Annotated in this window: 7 protein-coding genes; 6 read left to right on the forward strand and 1 reads right to left on the reverse strand. The window is 62.9% G+C overall.

The window, feature by feature from the left end:
• Positions 1–612 precede the first annotated feature (612 nt).
• On the forward strand, positions 613–837 hold the full coding sequence (locus tag WC969_05130; protein MFA6029218.1) for a helix-turn-helix domain-containing protein: 225 nt from the start codon (positions 613–615) through the stop codon (positions 835–837).
• A 60-nt stretch (positions 838–897) separates the two neighbouring features.
• On the forward strand, positions 898–2682 hold the full coding sequence (locus tag WC969_05135) for a DUF2079 domain-containing protein (protein MFA6029219.1): 1785 nt from the start codon (positions 898–900) through the stop codon (positions 2680–2682).
• A 32-nt stretch (positions 2683–2714) separates the two neighbouring features.
• Here WC969_05135 and WC969_05140 read toward each other — a convergent pair whose 3' ends face one another.
• Positions 2715–3479, reverse strand: coding sequence for a glycosyltransferase (locus WC969_05140; protein ID MFA6029220.1), 765 nt, complete (start codon positions 3477–3479; stop codon positions 2715–2717).
• Between the two features lie 40 nt (positions 3480–3519).
• Between WC969_05140 and WC969_05145 the strand changes: the two genes are divergently transcribed.
• The 4 genes from WC969_05145 (at position 3520) to WC969_05160 (ending at position 20478) form a co-directional block, all read left to right on the forward strand.
• Complete coding sequence (locus tag WC969_05145; GenBank protein MFA6029221.1) at positions 3520–5361, forward strand: hypothetical protein; 1842 nt, start codon at positions 3520–3522, stop codon at positions 5359–5361.
• Between the two features lie 65 nt (positions 5362–5426).
• Positions 5427–6143 (forward strand): response regulator transcription factor, encoded by a 717-nt coding sequence (locus WC969_05150; GenBank protein ID MFA6029222.1) that lies wholly within the window; start codon positions 5427–5429, stop codon positions 6141–6143.
• A gap of 360 nt (positions 6144–6503) precedes the next feature.
• Complete coding sequence (locus WC969_05155; GenBank protein MFA6029223.1) at positions 6504–7385, forward strand: HEAT repeat domain-containing protein; 882 nt, start codon at positions 6504–6506, stop codon at positions 7383–7385.
• Positions 7386–7431: 46 nt separating this feature from the next.
• Entirely contained in the window at positions 7432–20478 is a 13047-nt protein-coding gene (locus tag WC969_05160; GenBank protein MFA6029224.1) for a LamG-like jellyroll fold domain-containing protein, read from the forward strand.
• The last annotated feature ends 20 nt before the right edge of the window (positions 20479–20498 follow it).

The raw sequence follows: 20498 nt of genomic DNA on the forward strand, positions 1-20498 counted from the left end.
ATCTGCTCTTCCGTGTATCGCTTTCGCGCCATTGTCGGGCCTCCGTTGTGCCAGTTTAGCACCTCGGAACCACAATCAGGCGCGGCCTAGTTTAGCGGGGAGACGTCGGGGGGACTCTGAGGATTTCAGGGGGCGAAGACACGCCGCCGGCGGCTGGTTTGGGGCATACAGTTCGGCTGATGGGGGTAGCTTGGGAAGTCAAAATCGGGGGCAGGGGGCAGCTAGAAACATGGGGAGGGGGCCTCTGGCGATACAGAGACCTGCGTCGAGTAGGACCGAGTTGGAGAAATCAATGTCCCCGCTGTCCTTTTTGCCCGCCTCATCCTCGGCTGGCGCCGAAGATGCCTCCCGACCCCACCCCCACAACCAACTGCTGTGTGCGGGTGGGGTCGGGAGGTCGGCGGGCTATGGGAGCGGGGTTGAGGGAGTGGATGCGTCTGGTTTTTGAACGGAAATGACGGGGAGAAAGAGGCGAGAATATCGGGCAAGGTAGAGAGCAGAGGGTGGGGGAATGGGAATGGTTCCAGGAGAGCTTTGGGAGGTTTCCAGCGGAGGGAGACTCGGTGATTAATGGTCTGGGGAGATGGGCTCTGCTGAGTGAGGGGACCTGGCATGGATAAGCTTCTGACTGTGAGCGAGGTGGCGGAGTTGCTCCAGGTGAAGCCGGGAACCATCTATCAGTGGGTCCACGAGGGCTACATCCCAATCCTCAAAATCGGCAGCTTGGTCCGCTTCGATAAGACGAGCATCACGGCCTGGTTGCGGAGCCGGGAGGTAGCCGGACGGCGCAGGAGGACGCTCACTTTTGAAATTGAAGATGCGCAGCTGGCGAGGTAGCGGGGTGAGACCTGTCATGGCGAAGCGGCCGCGTTTTCTTGTATCGTCTGTGCCGCCTCTATGGTGAAGAAAAGCCTTCAGCCGACACGGAATCCTCCTCCCGAGTCGGGCCGGCTCGGTCTCCTCCTCCTTCCGTGGGCGTTTCCCGCCTTGATGTGGGGGGTCGCGCTCGCCGAGATTATTCTGTCTTTGCGCGCGGAGTGGTTCACGAACCAGGCTTTCTACGTCCACGATATGACCTTGAAGGTCCTCTCCTGGGGCGCCTTCGCGACCGCGGCGCTCCTGGCCTTCGTGCCTCCGGCGCGCGTGGCGGTCGAGCGCTGCTTCGCTGCGGTCGACGCGCTCTCGCCGCGCCTGCGTGTGTTCTGGCTCGCATCGGCGACACTCGCCCTTTTCGCTCAGACCTCCTTCATCAAGTACTGTCAATACCGTGGCTTCCAGCTCCCAATGGACACGGCGGCGACGGCGAACATCGCCTACAACTTTCTCCATCATGGGACCTTTGAGAGCTCGATATTCGGCCTGCCGAGCTACTACGCCGTGCACTTCATGCCGGTCATCGCCCTGTTCGCGCCGCTGCTCCTGTTCTGCAACAGCGCGCTCACGCTCCTCTTCGCCCAGCAGGCGCTCGTCGCCTCGATGCCCGCGGCCCTCTTCCTCATGGTCCGCGGCGCCGGAGGGAGCGCGCTCGCGGCGGCCGCGGCGTTCTGGCTCGGGTGGACGAACTCGTTCTTCCAAGACCTCACCTCTACCAGCATCGCCCTCCAGGTCGCCCTTCCCGCCTTCTTCCTGTGGGGGATGCACCTCCTGGAGAGCCGGCGGATATGGGCGGGCGTCACCGCGCTGGTCCTGATGACGCTCTGCATCGAGCAGGCGCCCTTCACTCTATTCGGCCTCGGGCTCTATCTCCTCTTCCGGCCCGGGAGGCGCCTGCCGGCCCTGGCCCTTTGCCTCGGTTCGGCCCTGCTCTTCGGCGCGGAGATGAAGTTCATCCTTGCCCATCCGGAGGCGCCGCTCTTCCGGGACTGGTCGATGTTCGCGCATCTGGGGCCGGATCCGGCGAGTGCGCTGCGCTCCGCGCTGACGCATCCGTGGAATTTCGCCCTTAAGTTGCTCTGGCCGCCCGCTAAGCTCGAACCGCTCTGGCGCATGTTCTACACGACCGCCTTCCTCGGACTACTCGCCCCGACGCGCCTGTTGCCTTGGGCGGTGAACTACCTCCCCAACTTCCTCTCGGCGCCCGGGAGCTTCTACAACTTGGTCATCCTGCATTACCCGGCTTACGTCATGGGACCGCTATGGTGGGCGAGCGCGCACGGGGCGGCGCGCGCGGCGGGCTTCATGCAGGAGCGCAGATGGTCCGGCTTCCTGCTGGCGGCGGCGCTTCTGGTCTCGGGGTTCTCCCTGCGGGGTTCGACGCGGATCCTTCTCCCGGAGCGATCCGAACAGTCATTTAAGGACGGACCCTCCGTCGTCGCGCATGTCCCTCCAGCGGCGGCTGTTTGGATCAGCGAGTTCCTGAGCCCGGCTTTGAGTGCCCGGAGCTTCATCAAGGTCTTGCCGCTCCGTGGGGAAGACCCCAGCTTCGCGATGAACCTTTTCGTTCCCGACTATATCCTCCTTTCCAAGGGATTCATCACCCTCGGCGATCCGACCTTCCGGATGCGCATGGCGGCCTTCATCAGGCAGGAGGGCTACAAGAAGGTCGTCGAAGCTCCCTCGATCTACCTCCTCCGGCATCCCCGCGCACCGCTCGCCCCTCCCGGGGGCAGGCCTCCAGCGGCGACGCTGCCGCAGCCTCAGAAGGGCGTGGACTTTGCTGTGCAAGTCACGCAGTCGAAGTAGATTCCTGCTCCGAATCCGCATGCACAGAACCGCTAACGGCGGTTGGAGCGATGATTCTTTGGCGGGAAGAAGAGGGCCTTCATGCGCAGGCGCAGGAAGATCCGCAGGACACCGGACGCGGCGTTCCAGAGCTCCTCGGTGTTGACCGAGCTTTCTCCGCGCAGGCGATTGACGAAGATCGTGGGAGTCTCTCCGATCCGGTATCCGCGATTATGGAGATTGAGGAGGGTCTCACTGAGAGGGATGAAGCCCTTTCCCATCCGCCCGCAGGTGGCCGTGACGCACTCGGCGGCTTCGCGCGAATAGGCGCGGAAGCCGTTCGTGTAGTCGGTGATCGGTACGCCGAGCAGGGCCCGCGCGACAAGGTTTGCGAAGCGGGAGAAGAGGAGGCGCGTCCAAGGCCAGTTTTCGATGCTGCTCTGGGGAAGATAGCGGCTGGCGATGAGCAGGTCCAGTCCGCGTCCTCGTAGCCCCTGTTCCAACTCTGCGACTTGGGAGGGGGGGTGGGAGAAGTCCGCATCCATCTCGATGATGCGGAGGCACCCCTGGGAGAGCAGTTCCTTCATCCCCAGGAGTACGGCGGAGCCGCGTCCTTCTTTCGCGTCCCGGTGGATCATCCGCACGCCGTCCAGGGCGAGTTCCTCGACGGCCTTGACGGTCAATAGGTCCGGGGAGTCGTCCACGACGACGATGCGGACTTCGGGCAGGGCGACGCGCACCTGCTGGAGAAGCTCGGCGATGCTCTCCTGTTCCCGATAACAAGGGACGACGAGGCCGATAGTGGGAGGGTTCATCATCAGGTGGTTACGGGGTTATTTTAGTAGAATCGCGACTGGAATGAAGACCGAAAATGAAGGGAAGCCCGGTCTCTCCCGGGCCTCGGCGTTTCCTCTCGCGCCCTTGACGCACCTCGACATCGTTCTCTATTCCCTGCTCATCCTCCTCTGCGCAGTGTCCTTCCAACAGAAGGACCTCTTGGATACTTGCCGGGCTTCGCTCGCTTATCTGTCGGGGCATGTCTTCGACTTCTACGACTTCAACGCGTCGTATCCTCCTGCCTGCATGTACCTTCCCTCCACGTACGTCCTCTTCGCTCTCTGGGGGATACCTCTGAAGCTCATGGGGCTTCTCCCGGCCGCGCCGGCGGAGGTCGGAACTTTCTTCCTCTGGTTCAAGCTTCTGACGACGATTTTTGTAGCCGGCTCCGCCTATCTTATCCACCGGATTGGTCGGGTCCTCGGCCTTTCTCCGCGTAGCGCCATGCTGATGGCCGCTTTCTGGCTTGCCTCCCCGATCATGCTCTATTCGCAGTTCATGCTCGGACAATATGACGTTTTCACGACGTTCTTCATGCTCGCCGGGCTTTGCTTTCTGTTGGAGGAGCGGATGGAGCTCTTCGCCCTCTCCTTCGGCGCCGCGCTCACGTTCAAGTATTTCTCGGCCTTCATCTTTCTTCCCTTGCTGCTTCTTAAGGAGCGGCGGCCACTGCGGCTCGCGCTCTCCATGGGCCTCTTCATCCTCCCGCTTGCGCTCGAGATTCTTTGCTACCGCCACTCCCCAGCTTTCCGCTCCGGCGTGATGACCTCCAGTTCCTTGGAGCTTTTCAATAGCTCGACGGTGGAGTTCGCGTACGCTAAACTCCCTCTTTTCCTGTTTTCGTGGGCGTCCCTATGCGCGTACTGCTACCTCCGGGAGCCGGACGGCGCGGAGGACGTGCGGGCTTGGCTTTTGTATGTTCCGTTGCTCGCTTCGTGTCTCTTTTTCCTCTTCGTGCGCTGGCACCCGCAGTGGCTGCTGATGATGACGCCATTCCTGTCCATGGCGGTGTTCCTCGGCCGGAAACCGGGGGAACACTGCTTGCTCGAGCTCATGCTTTTCTATTTCTTTATCGCGATATCGACCCAGGTATGGGCGATGAACGTGGACCAATCACTGCTGCAGCGCGGAGTATGGAGAGCGTTGCGTCCTGAGATGTTCGACCCTGGGGGCGCAACGCTCGTTTACCGCATGCTTCCACCGCTGCAGATGGGGTTCAAGGTCGCTGCGTTTTCCGCGCTCCTCGCGGCCTTCATGCTCGATCTCGCGCCGTTCTTCCGCAAGACGCCGCTTGTGGAGCATAAAGATTTCGATTCCTATCTCCCGTTCGTGCGCCTGCGTCTGTGGGGTGGAGTCGGTGTATTCGTTTTGCCCGTCGTCATCTCCTTCTTCTCCGTGCGAGGGGAGGCGCGTCCCGTTTCGCTCGTAGGAGTTCCTCCTCAGGTCCAGGCGGAGCTCGTCCTGAGCGCGGGAGACGAGCTCGTGCAATCCTTCACCGCCGGGGCCGGGGATTTCCGCCGGATTCGACTGCGGGTGGCGCGGTTCTCTCCTCCAGCGTCGGCGGTCGGAGGACTCGAAGTCCTCTTGAAGGCCGTTCCTGAAGACAAAATACTGCTCCGCTTCTCCGTGCCGTGGGGACAGATATCCGCGGGACGGGACCTTTCTGCCGCGCACCCGCGGGGATTGCCGCTCCAGACAGGCAAGCGCTATCGTCTTGTGCTCAAGACTGCGGCAGGCTCCCCGCTGGAGTTGGCGTTGGCGCGCGATACGGCTTCGGGGCAAGCCGTCGGCCTCGAGCTTAACGGGCGAGCCCTCTGCTCGGCTGAAACTGCCTGCCTGCCTGTCCTCTCCGTCCTTCCGTAATCCTACCGGGACTCCCCCGTCGAGGATTTGACCCCTTGCCGGAGAACTTGTTGAATCCCGCTGCCATGAACCCCGTCGTCCCGTCGTCCCGCCGCGTCCTCATCATCGATGATGACCCTGCGTATGGGAGAACCGTCTATCGCGCTCTCCAGAAGCGCGGGTACGCGGCTTTCCATGCCGCGACCGGCACGGAGGGATCGGCGCAAGTCGAGACGTTCCGGCCGCACCTCATCTTGCTCGACCTCTACCTTCCCGACACCGACGGCATCGAGCTCTACAAGACCTTCAGGCAAGATTCGCGGACGCGAGGCGTCCCCATCATCTTGATGACCGGCGAGGCGTTCATCGAGAACGTTCTGAAGGCTATCTCGATCAGCTTGAATGCCGACGAGGTCTACTCTAAAGGGAATCCCAATCTGAACATCCTTATGGAGAGGGTCCAGCATGCGTTGGCCGCGGAGACTCCCTCGCAGCCCGTCGCCACCGATCAGCATATCGTGCGCCGAGGAAGGATTTCGGCAGATTTGGTCGGTCAGAAGGTTTGGGTCGACGGCCAGCCGATTCCTTCTCTGGGCGCTCGGCGTTTCGCGCTCCTCTGCGTCTTGCTGCGCAACGAGGGACCCACCTGTCGGGCGGACCTCCTTAGGGAGGTGTGGGCGGAGCGGGGGAACCTGAACCTGGTGGAGGTCACGATCAACCGCTTGCGCCAGGACCTGGAACGGCTCGGTGCTGGGCGCATCGACACCACGGCGCATGGGTATGAGTTGATTTGCGATAGCTGAGCAACCTCCACAGAGTCGTTCCTCGTCGGGGAATTCGCGACCTTACAGTTTGTAAGAATATCCGTACTGAAAATCCTTGCATTCCGACGGCGCGCGCTTATACTTCTTCAGGTTGGGCCGGATTGGAGGACGCGAGTGTCAGCGCCGAGGACACGAAGAACATCGGACTCTATTGCCTTGTCCCGCCCTGGGGCAAGGGCTTTCACCATAATATCCCAAGGGGGCTTCAATCCTCCTACATGAGGGCAATTCATGATTAGGTTCCTATGTGGGTCTAAAAGTTTCGGGCGTTATCTGGGAGAACTCTGGTGTGAATATTCAGTGCATGGGGGCGCGCGCGGGGCGGGAGAATGGGCAGCGATGGGAAAGGGAGACAAGATGAAGAGAGGCGCAAGTGAGAATGCATGGCTCCTGGGGAGCACTCTTCTTTTCGGTCTTTCGATGATGTCTGTAGCGTCCGATATCAAGCCCGCTGGCCCGAGGGATAAAGACTACCTACTGCCTGCCTCCAAGGACCAGGAGCTCTATGATCTCTGGAAGACCCAGAGCCCTCTGTTGCGTCAGTTGGAGTTGCAGTCAATCTGCCTTCGTAGTTCGGGTCGGCTGGCACCTCGCGTTGCCTCGCTGCTGGAGGTCGATCCTGACGAGGAGATGCGAGTCACGGCAGCCAGGGTTCTTGGGGCATGTGGGGAATCGACAGTTGCCTTGCCCGCGTTGCTCAAGGCAAAGACAGACCGCTCAGACAATGTGCGCTTGATTGCGGCCAACTCACTGATGAAAAGAAAGGACCCCCAGAGTGCATTGGCGATCTATCTCGATCTCTTAGACTCACCGACCTTGGCTCCAGCGGCCAGCAGACACCTATACGAGTTCAAGTCCGAACCGAGCCTCTACACCCAATTCAGAGATCGACTGCTAAAAATCAAGCGGAACAAATCAGCGAGCCTGAGCCTTCGGCTCGCTGCTTCGATGGGCATAGCCGGCGCGGATATAGCCAGTTTTGATGACTTGGCGGCAGACCTCTTGAAGGCTGGTCTCGAGGCCGTGGTGATGAAGGATGATGAGGCGTCCGTGAAGACGGCCCTCAAACACCTTGATTGGGTCGAGGCGATGGAGCGCAACTTGAAGCCCGACAGCGCAACACGGGGTCGAATGGCGCGTGCGATTGAGATCGCAAGTACCGCTGCCAGCGAGAAGGTCCGAAACAAGGTGGGAGATGTTCAGGGAAAGCTGCGGAAGTAGCGCTCAACGACGATCCAGCCGTCGGCATTTAACGGCCGTTGCCGTAATGCTCGGCTCGATAAGCATTTCTGCGCATGCGCAGGTGTATAGCCGGTCGGCGGCCGTTGCCTACTCAGACAAGTGGTGTGGCATCTCCAGCCTGTGCGGCGAGGACGATCGGTTCAACATCTGGAGCAATCTCCAGAGTCGTGAATCGACCTACTTCAACGACTATTCCCTTGGATTTTCAGGTCAAGGCGGCGACTGCGCGAACTTCGTCTCGCAGACGTTGATTTGGGGTGGCCTCGAATCCAGTCTCAGGGCGCATATTACCTCAGGCCGCATCAATCAGAACCTTGCTGGGAACAAGTTCGCGGGCGGAAATGAAGTCGAGTGCGCCGACCAGGCGATGCGGGATGCTGGCCTAAAGTGCGGCGGAGTCCTGGGCACCTGGGCAAGCGCCGGCAGCGACCAGCCGGAGATTCCGTTGCGCGACTTTCTCATCCAGGTATTCCATGCACAGTACCTTCGGGGCAATTTGTCGCTTATTCCGCCAGACCTTGGTCCCGGCGACATAGTGCTGTTCTCGGGCCTCACGCAGAACCACTCGTCCATCGTAGCGGCAGGCACTGGGGCAAACGCGTTGTTGAACTTCCATTCCAATCCCAGCTATCACAGGCCCATCACCGACCTAGCAAATCAGCCGGTCATGCACTTCTTCCGGATGAATCGTTCGCCAGGCCACAAGAAGCGGACGAGGATTCGGCAGGGGGCGCGTGTCATCCACGAATCCGCGCTCGACGAGGTGACGGCGGATGCCAGGAGCTTCAACATTCTGACCGAGAACGCGGCGAACGGCAGCGAGGAGATTGAGTTCACCCTCGATTTTAGCCAGTCGGTTCTCTCGGTTGATGCCAAGGTCGTTGGCGGGGCTGGCCATACGGTCACGCTGACCGGAGCCTTCACGGATATCACAAACACGCGATGGATTGGCACCATGAGTCCGACCCAACTCGCGACGCTCGACGACGGACAGGTAACCTTGTCGGTTGGCGGGCAGAACTTCGCCGAAAGCAGTAGCCAGGTCGACGGTGACCCGCGAACGGTGGCCCTCTGGGGCGGGACCGGCTTCACGCGCTACGAGAGCGAGACTGGAGCCGACGGTGCAGGCGGCCGAGATACATTGGTGAACTTCGATATTCATCGCAACGAGGCTCCGAATTCGCTGCTTCCAAGACCCTCCGTCGGTTTGCCCGGCTCTGGCACGATCAAGACGACTCAGTGCGCCATGCTGGGGGGAGATGGTTCAGATGTCTGCATGATTACTGTTGCGAGTTCGGACCCCCGGACGGTACAGGTCCGGGATCCAATAAAGCGTCCTGCCTGGGGAGGGCCGTTCTGCGGCCTGGAGGCCGGCGAACATACTGCGACGATCACCGGCTGCAACGGGCTTTCGGCGACGACGACTTTCATGGTCATTTCGGATGAGTCGCTTCTATCGCTGACCGCGTCGGATACGGACGGCCGCTCGGTCGGGCAGGGGACCCCGCTGGACCGTGCCGCTCTTGCGACGGCGACGATTACGGTCCATCTCAGTTACGAGCTGGAGCGGATAGGTTCTCCCGACTTCGCTTCGGCCGTCGTGGCCACTATCGGAGGAGATGCCGTTCCTCTGCATGTGGGGAACAACCAGGGGAATGTGTGGGCCGATGCCGAGTGGACCCATTCCGGCCCGGTCCCGGTCAGTTTCAGCATCAAGAATACGCAAGAGAGCGGCTCCGCGCCTTACGCCGGGGCCATCGGGATCAGCGTCGGAGTGAGTGGGCCGGGCGTGAGCGCGCAGTTGGACAAAAGCTTTTCTTTCGGGTATGGCTCGCCTTTGTGGAATCCAGGGGATGCCATCAGCGGCGAAATCAGCGTCCCCGAAGGTTTGCCGCGGCACAAATGTTCCGCCGATAGGCGCATGTGCGTGCGGACGCCGTATCACGCAGCGAAGCTCCTATGCTTTGAACCATCGGAAGAGGAAAAACAGGCGGCACATGAGCAGGGAATCGCGTTATCAGGGCCAATCTGCACCTACACCGGTTCCGCTTTAGCGCTCACGACTCCCGCCCAGATGGAGATGCGCTACAAGCCCTCTCCGGAGTCGGGGACGGATACGGCAACCCTCAAGCTGTATGTCTGGGATGGCACACATTGGCAAAGTGCGGAGGTTTCAAATCAGCAGTTCCATGCGGAGGCCGATGGCACGCTCGTTCTCAACGGGGAGACCACTCGCAGCGGTCGCTATGCCGCACTTTTTTATGAACCGACGACTCTCCCGGATGCGAAAGCGCCGACTCTCTCTGCAGCAGCTGTCTCTGATGATGGAGTGGCCTGGCAATCGCCGGACACCGCCCTTCTGCGTTCGACCGCGTCGGTCCGAATTCAGGCCCAGGATCTGGGACTCGGCGTCCAGCTCGTCAGCGGCCTCAGCACGACGACAGCGCCGGCGCCGCTCGCCGCAGTTTCGGGCACCCGCGTTCTCGTCCATTTCGACGAAGGGAGCGGGACGGCCTCGGCCGACGCGAGCGGCTACGGGGTCGACGCCGGACTCAGCAACGGCCCGACCTGGGTCGCCGGACGCTTTGGCGGCGGCGTTCACTTCAACGGCTCGAACCAATACGCGTCCTTCGCTCAGACGGCGACCTTCGACCGCACGGTCTTCAGCGTCGGCATCTGGGTCAAACCCTCGGCCGGCGGGCTCAGCGGCAACCTCTTCTCGAACGACAACGGCGGCTCCGCCGGCTACGGCATCGGTTTGTCGGGCGGGAAGCCCTACGCGTATACGAAAGCGGGCAGTCCGTCGGAGTCCTTCTACGTCCAGTCGCAGGTCTCGCTTGCGCCGAACCAATGGCACTACCTCGTGATGACCTGCGACGGGAGCCGCCTCTCGCTCTATGCGGACGGCGCCTCTCAGGGGAGCACGCCCGTAAGGATCAACATTCTCGGCGTCCCGAATCCTGTGATGGGCCAAACCGGCACCACCGGCTTCATCGTCGACGTCGACGAGTTCCGCCTGCTCGATCACGCACAGGCGCCGGAGGACGTCCTTCTCGAGTATCAGCGCGGCTACGGCGCGCAGTACAGCACGGACGGCGGCTACAGCTGGCTTCCGGTCCCGCCCGAGAAGCTCGACTACGGCAATGCGCTGGAAGGGAACCCAGGGCCGTACACGCTGACGGCTTCCGCGCTCCCTCTGGCGGAGTCGACCTGGACGAACCGGATCATGTTCTACGCCCAGGATGTTTCAGGCCATCTTTCGACCGCCGTCGTGCAGGTCATCGTCCCTCCCGCCGACGTGACGCCGCTGGAGATGGACTCGGCCGAGGCTTCGTCGGATGGGACGGCCTGGCAGGCGGCGAATACGCTCCTGGACGGCTCGACCGTGAGCGTGCGTCTGCGGATCCAAGACCCGGTGGTGGGGGCCGCCCGCACCTCCGGCGTGAGCACGACGACGGCCGCCCTGCCGCTCGCCGCCGTCTCGGGGACGCGCGTGCTCGTCCACTTCGACGAAGGAAGCGGGACGACCTCGGCGGACGCAAGCGGCTACGGGGTCAACGCCGGGCTCGCGCAGAATCCGAGTTGGGTAGCGGGGCGCTTCGGCAACGGCATCCATTTCAACGGCGCGAACCAATACGCCTACTTCACACAGTCGGGGATCTTCGACCGCACGGTTTTCAGCGTGGGAATCTGGGTCAAGCCCTCGGCGACAGGTCTCAGCGGCAACCTCTTCTCGAACGACAACGGCGGGTCCGCCGGCTACGGATTCGGCCTGTCGGGCGGCAAGGCCTACGCGTACACCAAGGCGGGCAGTCCGTCGGAGTCCTTCTACGTCCAGTCGCAGCTCTCGCTTGCGCCGAACCAATGGCACTACCTCGTGATGACCTGCGACGGGAGCCGCCTCTCGCTCTATGCGGACGGCGCCTCTCAGGGGAGCACGCCCGTAAGGATCAACATTCTCGGCGTCCCGAATCCTGTGATGGGCCAAACCGGCACCACCGGCTTCATCGTCGACGTCGACGAGTTCCGCCTGCTCGATCACGCACAGGCGCCGGAGGACGTCCTTCTCGAGTATCAGCGCGGTTACGGCGCGCAGTACAGCACGGACGGAGGGAAGAGCTGGGTCGCCGTCTCGACGGCGGCGCTGGATTATGGGACCGCTCAAGAGGGAGGGACGGGTCCCTATTCGTTGACGGTGAACGGACTGCGGTTGGCCGAATCCACCACCAGCAACCGGGTGATGTTCTATGCTCTGGATGCGGCGGCGCATCTCTCCAGCACGACCCTCCAGGTCATGACCGCTCCCTCCGACGTGACGGCTCCGGTCCTGACGAATCCGCAGGTCTCCAACGACGGGACGAACTGGTACCGCTACGGCACCGTCCTGCCCGGGACGACCGCCTATTTCCGCGCGACGGTGCAGGACCCGGCCGCCGGCATCGCGCGCACATCGGGGCTCAGCACGAGTACGGAGCCTGTTCGTGCCGCGCTGCGACCGCTGACGAAGATGCTGCTGCGCTTCGACGAAGGCGTCGGGACGGTTTCCACCGACGAGAGCGGCAGCGGTACTAACGCCACCCTCAACGGTCCCGTCTGGATCGATGGCCGCTTCGGCAAGGCCGTGTATCTGGATGGGGTGAACGATTACATCACCATCGCCAACAACAACGTCATCAATCCTCCCTCCGGCCAGCCGAACTCGATCACTGCGAGCCTTTGGGTCAAGATCGACGACCCCGCCGCGGGCGGCGCAATCATCTCGAACTGGGGCGGCGCCGGGTGGCAGCTCGCCATGAGCAACGGCAAACCGGACATCTACATCGCCGGCCCCGGCGGGGACGCGTACATCAGCAGTCCTGAGGGCCTGAGCACGAACGTGTGGCACCACATCGCCGCCACGTACGACGGCTCCTATGTCACCCTGTACGTCGACGGAGCCGTAAAGGGGCGAAAAGCGGGGCCGCTCGGATTTAACTACGGCGGAGGCGTGACCGTCGGCCGCAACAACTGGGCCTGGAACGGCTATTTCAAGGGAGCGATGGACGAGATGCGCGTCATCGCCGGTAGCGCGATGAGCGCCCCCCAGATCGCGCAGGAATATCGCCGCGGCTACGGCGCGACTTACAGCGTGAATTCCGGCGCGGCTTGGACTCGGATCGCGCAGGCGCTGCTCGACTTCGGGGGCGCTGCGGACGGGAGCCGGCAAGCGCAGATTCTCACAGTCTCAAGCGTGCCCTTCGGCGTCTCCTTCAGCAGCAATCTGATCGCCCTTTCCGTCTGGGACCTCGCCGGCAACATTTCTACCGAGACCTACGCGGTGCCAATCGGAGAGGACTCGACACCGCCTATCCCGCCGGTCCTTCTGTCTGCGCAGGGAAGGCCGGGAGGGCGCGTCGAACTGTATTGGGGAGAGGCATCCGGCGAGCCGAACGTCTCCTATCTCGTCTATCGCGCGACGGAGTCGATCATCTCAGCCGAGGGCCGGACGCCAATCCAGACCGGCGTGAGCACTCCGACATTCGTCGATGCTCCTGTGGACGACGGCCTTTATTATTACGCCGTGGCGGGCGTCGACTTACAGGGGAACGCGAGCCCGCTTTCCAATACGATGTCGGCTGTCGTGGACCGCTCCTCGCCGGTCGTCACGGGGATGTTCCCGGCGGGAGGCGAGCGGTTTGCGGCGGGAAGGGATTCTCTGACGGTCTCTTTCGTAGTCGATGACGCGATCGACTCCGCACCGACGATTCAATCGAGGATCGTGCAGCTTGCTGACACCGGGAACCCACGGGGTTCTCGGCCGGATTCGGTCGTGGTCAGTTCCATGCAGCCCGTCGATCTCGGATTACTCGATGATGGATTCTGGGCTCTTCACGTCGAGGCGCGGGATGCGATGGGAAATTCGACGACTGCATGGGGAGGGGTATTTGAAGTCCAGTATGACGGGACGCCTCCTTCCGCGGCGTTGACGAATCCGACGACGGGATATGTCCGCTCGGCGACTCCTCTGATCGCCGGGACGATGGGGGATACAGGCTCAGGGCTTTCGACAGCAACCCTACGTTTGATACTTGACGGTTCGATCCTCTCGGCGGTGGCGCAGTTCAACGGGGCGGCGGGGGTGGATTTGGGCACATGGACGCAGGCGACCTCGCTGCAGCAAGCCGTCGGGGCGTCCGGACATGTAATCGCCGGCGGACACCTTTATGTCCTCGGCGGCAACCCTGGAGGGGCCCTAACGAATGTGGTGCAGCATGCCCTCATCATGCCCGGAGGGGGGCTAGGGCCGTGGCAGACTACGACTCCATTGCCTGAAGGTCGTGGCGGCGCAAGGGCTGTCTACGTAGATGGGCGCATCTTTTCAATAGGGGGCGCTCTCAATCCTGGTTCCAGCGCGGTGCGCTCTGCGGTATATGCTGCGCAAGTGCAGGCGGACGGTAGTTTGGGGACGTGGATATCACTTCCCCCGCTCCCGCTGATCAACGGGCTGAGTTATTTCGGAGCCTACTACGTCAATGGCTACATTTACGTCATCGGCGGATATGGGAGCAGTAGCGCCTATAACAGCGTCTATTATGCGCGGCCTTGTGCGCAGGGGCTTTGCCATCCAGTCAGCGGCAGCAGCAGCTCTCCCTGGGCGCAAACGACATCCTTGCCGGCAGCGAGGACGTCATTCGCGTTCGCGAGTCAGGGGTCGTATATCTATGTCCTCGGCGGCCTTGACAACAATTATGCCTCGATGTCGACGGTCTGGTATGCCTTCGTGAACGGCGACGGCACGGTGGGGGCGTGGCAGACGGGTGGGGCTTTGCCGTACGCGGCGGGGACGGCATTCGCGGTGGAATCTCAGGGTGCGCTCTATTTCATGGGCGGGAACAATGGCGCGACGTATTTCGACAGCGTCATTGCGGCAAAGATTGGTGCGGACCATTCGCCCGGGACATGGCAGTCCGTGCGAGCGCTCCCCAAAAAATGGGGTGGGCCGGTGGGAGGAGTGTCTGAGGGGCGGCTCTACCTGACGGCGGGGACGGCCCAGGGAGTCCCGAATGCGGAGTCCTACAGTGCGCCGATGCCCGAAGGGGAAACTACAAGCGCAGTGCTCACGTTTGCCCCGACGCTCCCCTTAGCTCAGGGTTCTCATGTCGTGCGCATCGAGGGGAGCGATATCGCGGGCAATGCCGCTTCCGCAGAGCGGACATTCATCGTCGATGCCGTCGCTCCTGCAGCGATCACAGACCTCGCGATGCGGGTATTGTCCACGGGAGCCGTTGAATTGAGCTGGAGTTCTCCGGGGGATGACGGGGTCGAGGGAGAGATCGCAGACGCGGAGTTCCGAATCCAGTATAGCAGTGTGACGAGCACGGCATTCTCGACCGCCTCGGCTCAGATTGCCATCCATCGTGAGGGCCTCGCTCCGAGAACGACCTTCACTGTCCTCATCGGCGGACTTCAGTCGGGCGTGCGCTGTTATGCGTCTGTATTCACTCGTGACACCGCCGGGAATTGGGCTGGACAGTCGAATATCGCCAACGATGTCCTGTTGGCGCTGGATACGAGTGCCCCCAGTATTGGATTCTTGAACTTGAGCGATGGCGCTCTCTTAGGCGCAACGATCACTCACGCAGCGGTAGGCTACGGCGATGCACAGAGTGGGGTCGATGTGGCGACAGCGTTCGCTCTCCTTGATGGTGCGACGATCCAGATTCAGGCGCGGCCCGATGGCATGGATGTGCCTGTTCAAGGATTCGCTGATGGCTGGCATCTTTTGAGTGTTTGGGTGCGCGATCTTGCCGGGAACCAGGCGACGACGTCCGTCCGCTTCCGCCGCGATGTGACGCCTCCTTCCGCGGCGTTGACGAATCCGACGACGGGATATGTCCGCTTGGCGTCCCCGCTGCTTTCCGGCATGATGGCGGACTCTGGGTCGGGATTGTCGACGACGACGCTGCATCTGCTGCTCGACGGGACCACGATAGTGGCGCAGACGCAATGGAACACATCCTCCGGGAGCGGGGACTTCGGCTCGTGGCTGCAGGCGACCTCGATGCAGCAGGCCGTTGGGGCGTCCGGACATGTGATCGCCGGCGGACACCTTTATGTCCTCGGCGGCAACCCTGGAGGGGCTCTGACGAATGTGGTGCAGCATGCCCTCATCATGCCCGGAGGGGGGCTAGGGCCGTGGCAGACCACGACTCCATTGCCTGAAGGTCGTGGCGGCGCAAGGGCTGTCTACGTGGATGGGCGCATCTTTTCAATAGGGGGCGCTCTCAATCCTGGTTCCAGCGCGGTGCGCTCTGCGGTATATGCTGCGCCGGTTCAGGCAGACGGCAGTCTGGGGACGTGGACCTCGCTGCCTCCGCTCCCGCTTCTCAACGGGCTGAGCTACTCCGGGGCCCTCTACGTCAATGGCTACATTTACGTCATCGGCGGATATGGGAGCAGCAGCGCCTATAACAGCGTCTATTATGCGCGGCCTTGTGCGCAGGGCCTCTGCCATCCCGTCAGTGGAAGCAGCAGCTCTCCCTGGGCGCAAACGACATCCTTGCCGGCAGCGAGGACGTCATTCGCGTTCGCGAGTCAGGGGTCGTATATCTATGTCCTCGGCGGCCTTGACAACAATTATGCCTCGATGTCGACGGCCTGGTATGCCTTCGTGAACGGCGACGGCACGGTGGGGGCGTGGCAGACGGGTGGGGCTTTGCCGTACGCGGCAGGGACGGCATTCGCGGTGGAATCTCAGGGTGCGCTCTATTTCATGGGCGGGAACAATGGCGCGACGTATTTCGACAGCGTCATTGCGGCAAAGATCGGTGCGGACCATTCGCCCGGGACATGGCAGTCCGTGCGAGCGCTCCCCAAAAAGTGGGGTGGGCCGGTGGGAGGAGTGTCTGAGGGGCGGCTCTACCTGACGGCGGGGACGGCCCAGGGAGTCCCGAATGCGGAGTCCTACCACGCTCTCCTGCCGAGGGCTGAGGTAATGGATGCCATCTTGAGCGCGCAACTTTCAGAGAATCTCGGACAAGGGCCGCACGTGTTGCGTCTTGAGGGTGCCGACATCGCAGGCAACCCCGCCTTCGACGAGCGGACATTTATCGTCGACGTCATCGCGCCGTCGGCAGTGACGGATTTTACCATGAGTGCAATCTCGAGCTCCGCGTTGACGCTTTCTTGGACTGCCCCGGGCGACGACGGGTGGACGGGGGCGATCGACGGGGCCGAGTTCCGTTTGGGCTACAGCACCATCGTCCCAGCCTTCTCGACTGCGACAGCGCAGGTCGTTCTGGATCGGGCGGCTTTGGCACCGGGAACGACTCTGAGTTGGACGCTTGAGAATCCGCTCCTTGGCACCACCTATTACGCGGCGGTCTTCACGCGAGACACGGCGGGCAATTGGTCCTCGGTCTCCAATGTCGCGACGGCACTGCCGATGGCGGTCGCGTCGAGCACGGACGGCGTCGTGCAGTTCGTTTCTCCGGAACCTGATGCGACGGTTGCGATCGTGCCAGTGCAGGCCGAGCCGGGGGCTTATAGCGTCGCGTTAGCTACGCAGGCGCTCAATCCTATCGGGAACGTGTTCTATGAGCTGACTTCAGGGCTCGTCTTCCACGATGTCCCGGCACGCCTGAGCTTCTACTTTGATCCCATGCTGGCCGATCCTTCCGCGCTCTCCATCTATACCTTCGACGGGATGGGATGGTCCTCTTCTTCCATCGTCAACCAGCAGGTGACCTTCCTTGCCGATGGCCGGGGCCTGCTCACAGGCGAGATATATCACACCTCTCTCTATGCCTCGATGGTGTCCGATTTGGCCTCGCCGGAGACGTCGTTCTCTGTCGATGGGGCTAGTTCGGTCGCGGCCGGCGTCGTCGAGTTCGTGTCCGATTCAAAGGCTGTCCTTCAGGCGCAAGATCGAGCGAGCCTGGGAGGGACTCCTTCCGGTGTGGCAGCGACCTATTTCCAGATTGACGAAGGCGCGGAGACGCCATATAACGGGCCCTTCTGGGTATCTGTCGGCACCCATACTCTCGCGTTCCGCAGCGTTGACGGAAGGGGGAATGCAGAGACGATGAAGATCGTCTCGGTGAGGGTCCTTCTTGCCGACACGACCCCGCCGACGCTCGCGCTCGTTCCCGCCGACCGGAGCACCGTCACGACGGCCTTTCCGCTTGTCGCCGCATCTTACTCGGACGAGGGGAGGGGCATCGACGCCGGGACGGCGCGGCTCTCCCTTGACGGAGTGGATGTGAGTTCCTCCGCCGTCGTCGGAGCTTCCTCCGCGACCTTCACCGCCGCGGTGATGCTGGCTCAGGGGCGGCATGTCGCGGCGGCGGAGGTCGCCGATTTGGCGGGGAACCGCTCTTCGGCGACGGCGGCCTTCTTCATCGATTCCCTGCCCCCGGAGACGACTCTTCTCGTGGGCGGCGCTCCGTTCCCGGGAGGCAGCGTCGTCCTGACCTCCTCCGACTCGGTCGGGTTCGCCGCGACGGACGCGGGAGTTGGAGTCGCCCGGACGCTCTACGCGCTCGATGGCGCGGCTCCTGTCGTTTTCTCTTCCGCCTTCAGCGTGGCGCTCGGGACGCACACGCTGGCGTTCCACAGCGTAGACTTCGAGGGCAACGCCGAGGAGACGAGGCTCGTCTCGTTGGATGTCCTCGCCGTGGATACGATGACGCCGGTCTTAGCCATGCAGCCGGCTGATGGGAGCACGGTCACGACCGTCGTCCCTTCCCTCGTCGTCTTCTATTCGGATGTCGGCAGGGGCATGAAACTCACCTCCGTGCGGGTCGCTCTCGATGGGGTGGACATGACCGCGCAGGCGGTGATAACTGCTTCCTCGGCGAGCTTCACCCCGGCCTCGGCGCTGGCGCAGGGGATGCATACTCTCTCGGCCCAAGCCTCCGACCTCGCAGGCAACCAGGCTTCGGCTTCCGCCTCCTTCTTCATCGACTCCCTGCCGCCGCTGACGACTTTGCGGGTGAACGGGCAGTCGGTCCCGGTTGGAGCACTCATCATCGCTTCGACCGATGCACTCAGCTTCACGGCGATCGACGAGGGCGTCGGCATCGCACGGACCCTCTACGCGCTGGACGGCGAGGCCCCGGTCGAGTTCACGACGTCCTTCAGCGTTCCGTCCGGGGCGCATACCCTAGCGTTCCATAGCGTGGACAAGGCGGGCAGCGCCGAGGCGACGCAGACCGTCGCACTGACCGTCAATCCGGCCACGCCGCCTACGGACGTTCCGCCTGTCCGCCTACAGGTGCTGGGCAACAGCAGAATGCTGCATCACCCTTGGGACGCGGACGGCCGCGGCAGCAGGGTCTATATCGCCGACACGAACGCGGACCGGATACTCGTGCTGGGCCAGGGGGGCGGCTTCCTGGCCGCCTACGGCAACGTGCGACGCGAGGAACCCTATTTCGAGAAGCCCCGGGCGGTCGCGGTTGACGGCGTGGGCAACATCTTCGTGGCCGACACCCAGCATCACCGTGTGGTGAAGCTCGGGCCTGACGGGAGCTTCCTCTTCGATATCGGCGAGGCACGGATGAAGAAGGGGCAGAAGAGCTTCCATCCCGGCTCGGGACGGGCGCAGTTCCGGCATCCTTCCGGCATCGCCTTGGCGCCGGGCGGTAAGATCGTGGTCTCCGACACGGGCAACCGGCGCATCCAAGTCTTCAACGCGGACGGGAGCTTCTCGCGCGTCATCGCCTTGCCTGCGACGGGCGAACGCTTCGAGTGCGACGATGAAGACGGCGACAGGGATGACGATCAAGACGAGAGCGCGCCCTTCGGCGTTGACGTGGACGCCGTTGGGAGCATCTACGTCGCCGACGCCAAGGGCCACCGCGCCCTGGTGTTCGACGCGAACGGGACGTTGCGGCTGAGCGTGGGGCAGAAAGGGAATGCGGCGGGCTCATTCCGACGTCCGGAGGGCATCTCCTCGACGCCGGATGGAGGGTTCTTCGTCTCAGACCGGGTCCTCGACCGCATCAGCAAGTTCGACGCACAGGGGCGCCTGAGCTATATCTTCGGCCGCCACGGCGTCATCCAGGACCGCCGCCCGCTGCCTTCCGAGATCGTCTTCAACAAGCCCGTCGGCCTGGACATGGACGCGGAAGGACGTCTCTATGTGGCCGACCGCAACAACGAGCGCGTGCAGGTCTTCGGACCGGCCTCCATGGCGCCGCTCGTGGCCTCCGCCGTCGGCGGGTTCCGAGCGGCGTCAACCGAGTCCGCCGCACCTTCGACTCCCGAAGCGGAGCTCCCAGTCGCTTTGGCCGCGCTCGACGCCCAGTTGGCGCAGAGCGCGCGCTCGACCGTCGAGAAGGACAAGGGCGGCAAGGTCCTGCGCCCGGACAAGGCCGCCGTCGAAGTGCCCGCCGCCGCCATCAGCGACGACCTTGAGATCACGGTGGCCGCTCCAGCCGAGCAGGTCGAGCAGTCCGAGCGCAAGGACGCACGCGAGCAGAAGAACCTCTCCCCCGCTTCCGTGCCTGTGGAATACGGCCCCGAGGGGACCCTTTTCGCCGCCCCCGTCACCATCACCCTGCCCTACGACCGGGACCTGTTGCTGGCGCGCGGGGTGAGCGAGGACTCCGTCAAGGTCCACTACTGGAACCCCGACCGCAAGGACTGGGAGGAACTGGTCACCACCGTGGACAAGGATGCGCTCACGGTGAGTGCGAAGACGATGCACTTCTCGCTCTATCAGGCGCTCGCGCCCGAGGGAGAGGGACTGCGGACCGCGCTCGCCGACAGCGAGGCCGAGTTCTACCTCCGCGACCTCTACGTCTTCCCCAACCCGGCTCGGGCGGGGGCGAAGCCTACCGTCCACCTGGCGGTGGGGGTGGCGGACTCGGTCAGCATCCGGTTCTACGACGTGTCGGGTCGGAAGGTGCATGAGGCGAACATCGACCGGCCGCCCGTGGTCATGGACGACGGGAGCGGGCCCAAGTACGTCTACGAATACGTCTGGGACGGCCACATCCCGAGCGGGGTCTACTTCTACGCCGTGGAGGCCAAGAGCGGCGGGCACGGTAGTATAAGGCGCACGGGGAAACTCGCGGTGGTACGCTGAGCCATGAGACACTTCAAACT

Source organism: Elusimicrobiota bacterium (assembly GCA_041660925.1).
Taxonomy (GTDB): Bacteria; Elusimicrobiota; Elusimicrobia; order UBA1565; family UBA1565; genus JBAZUV01.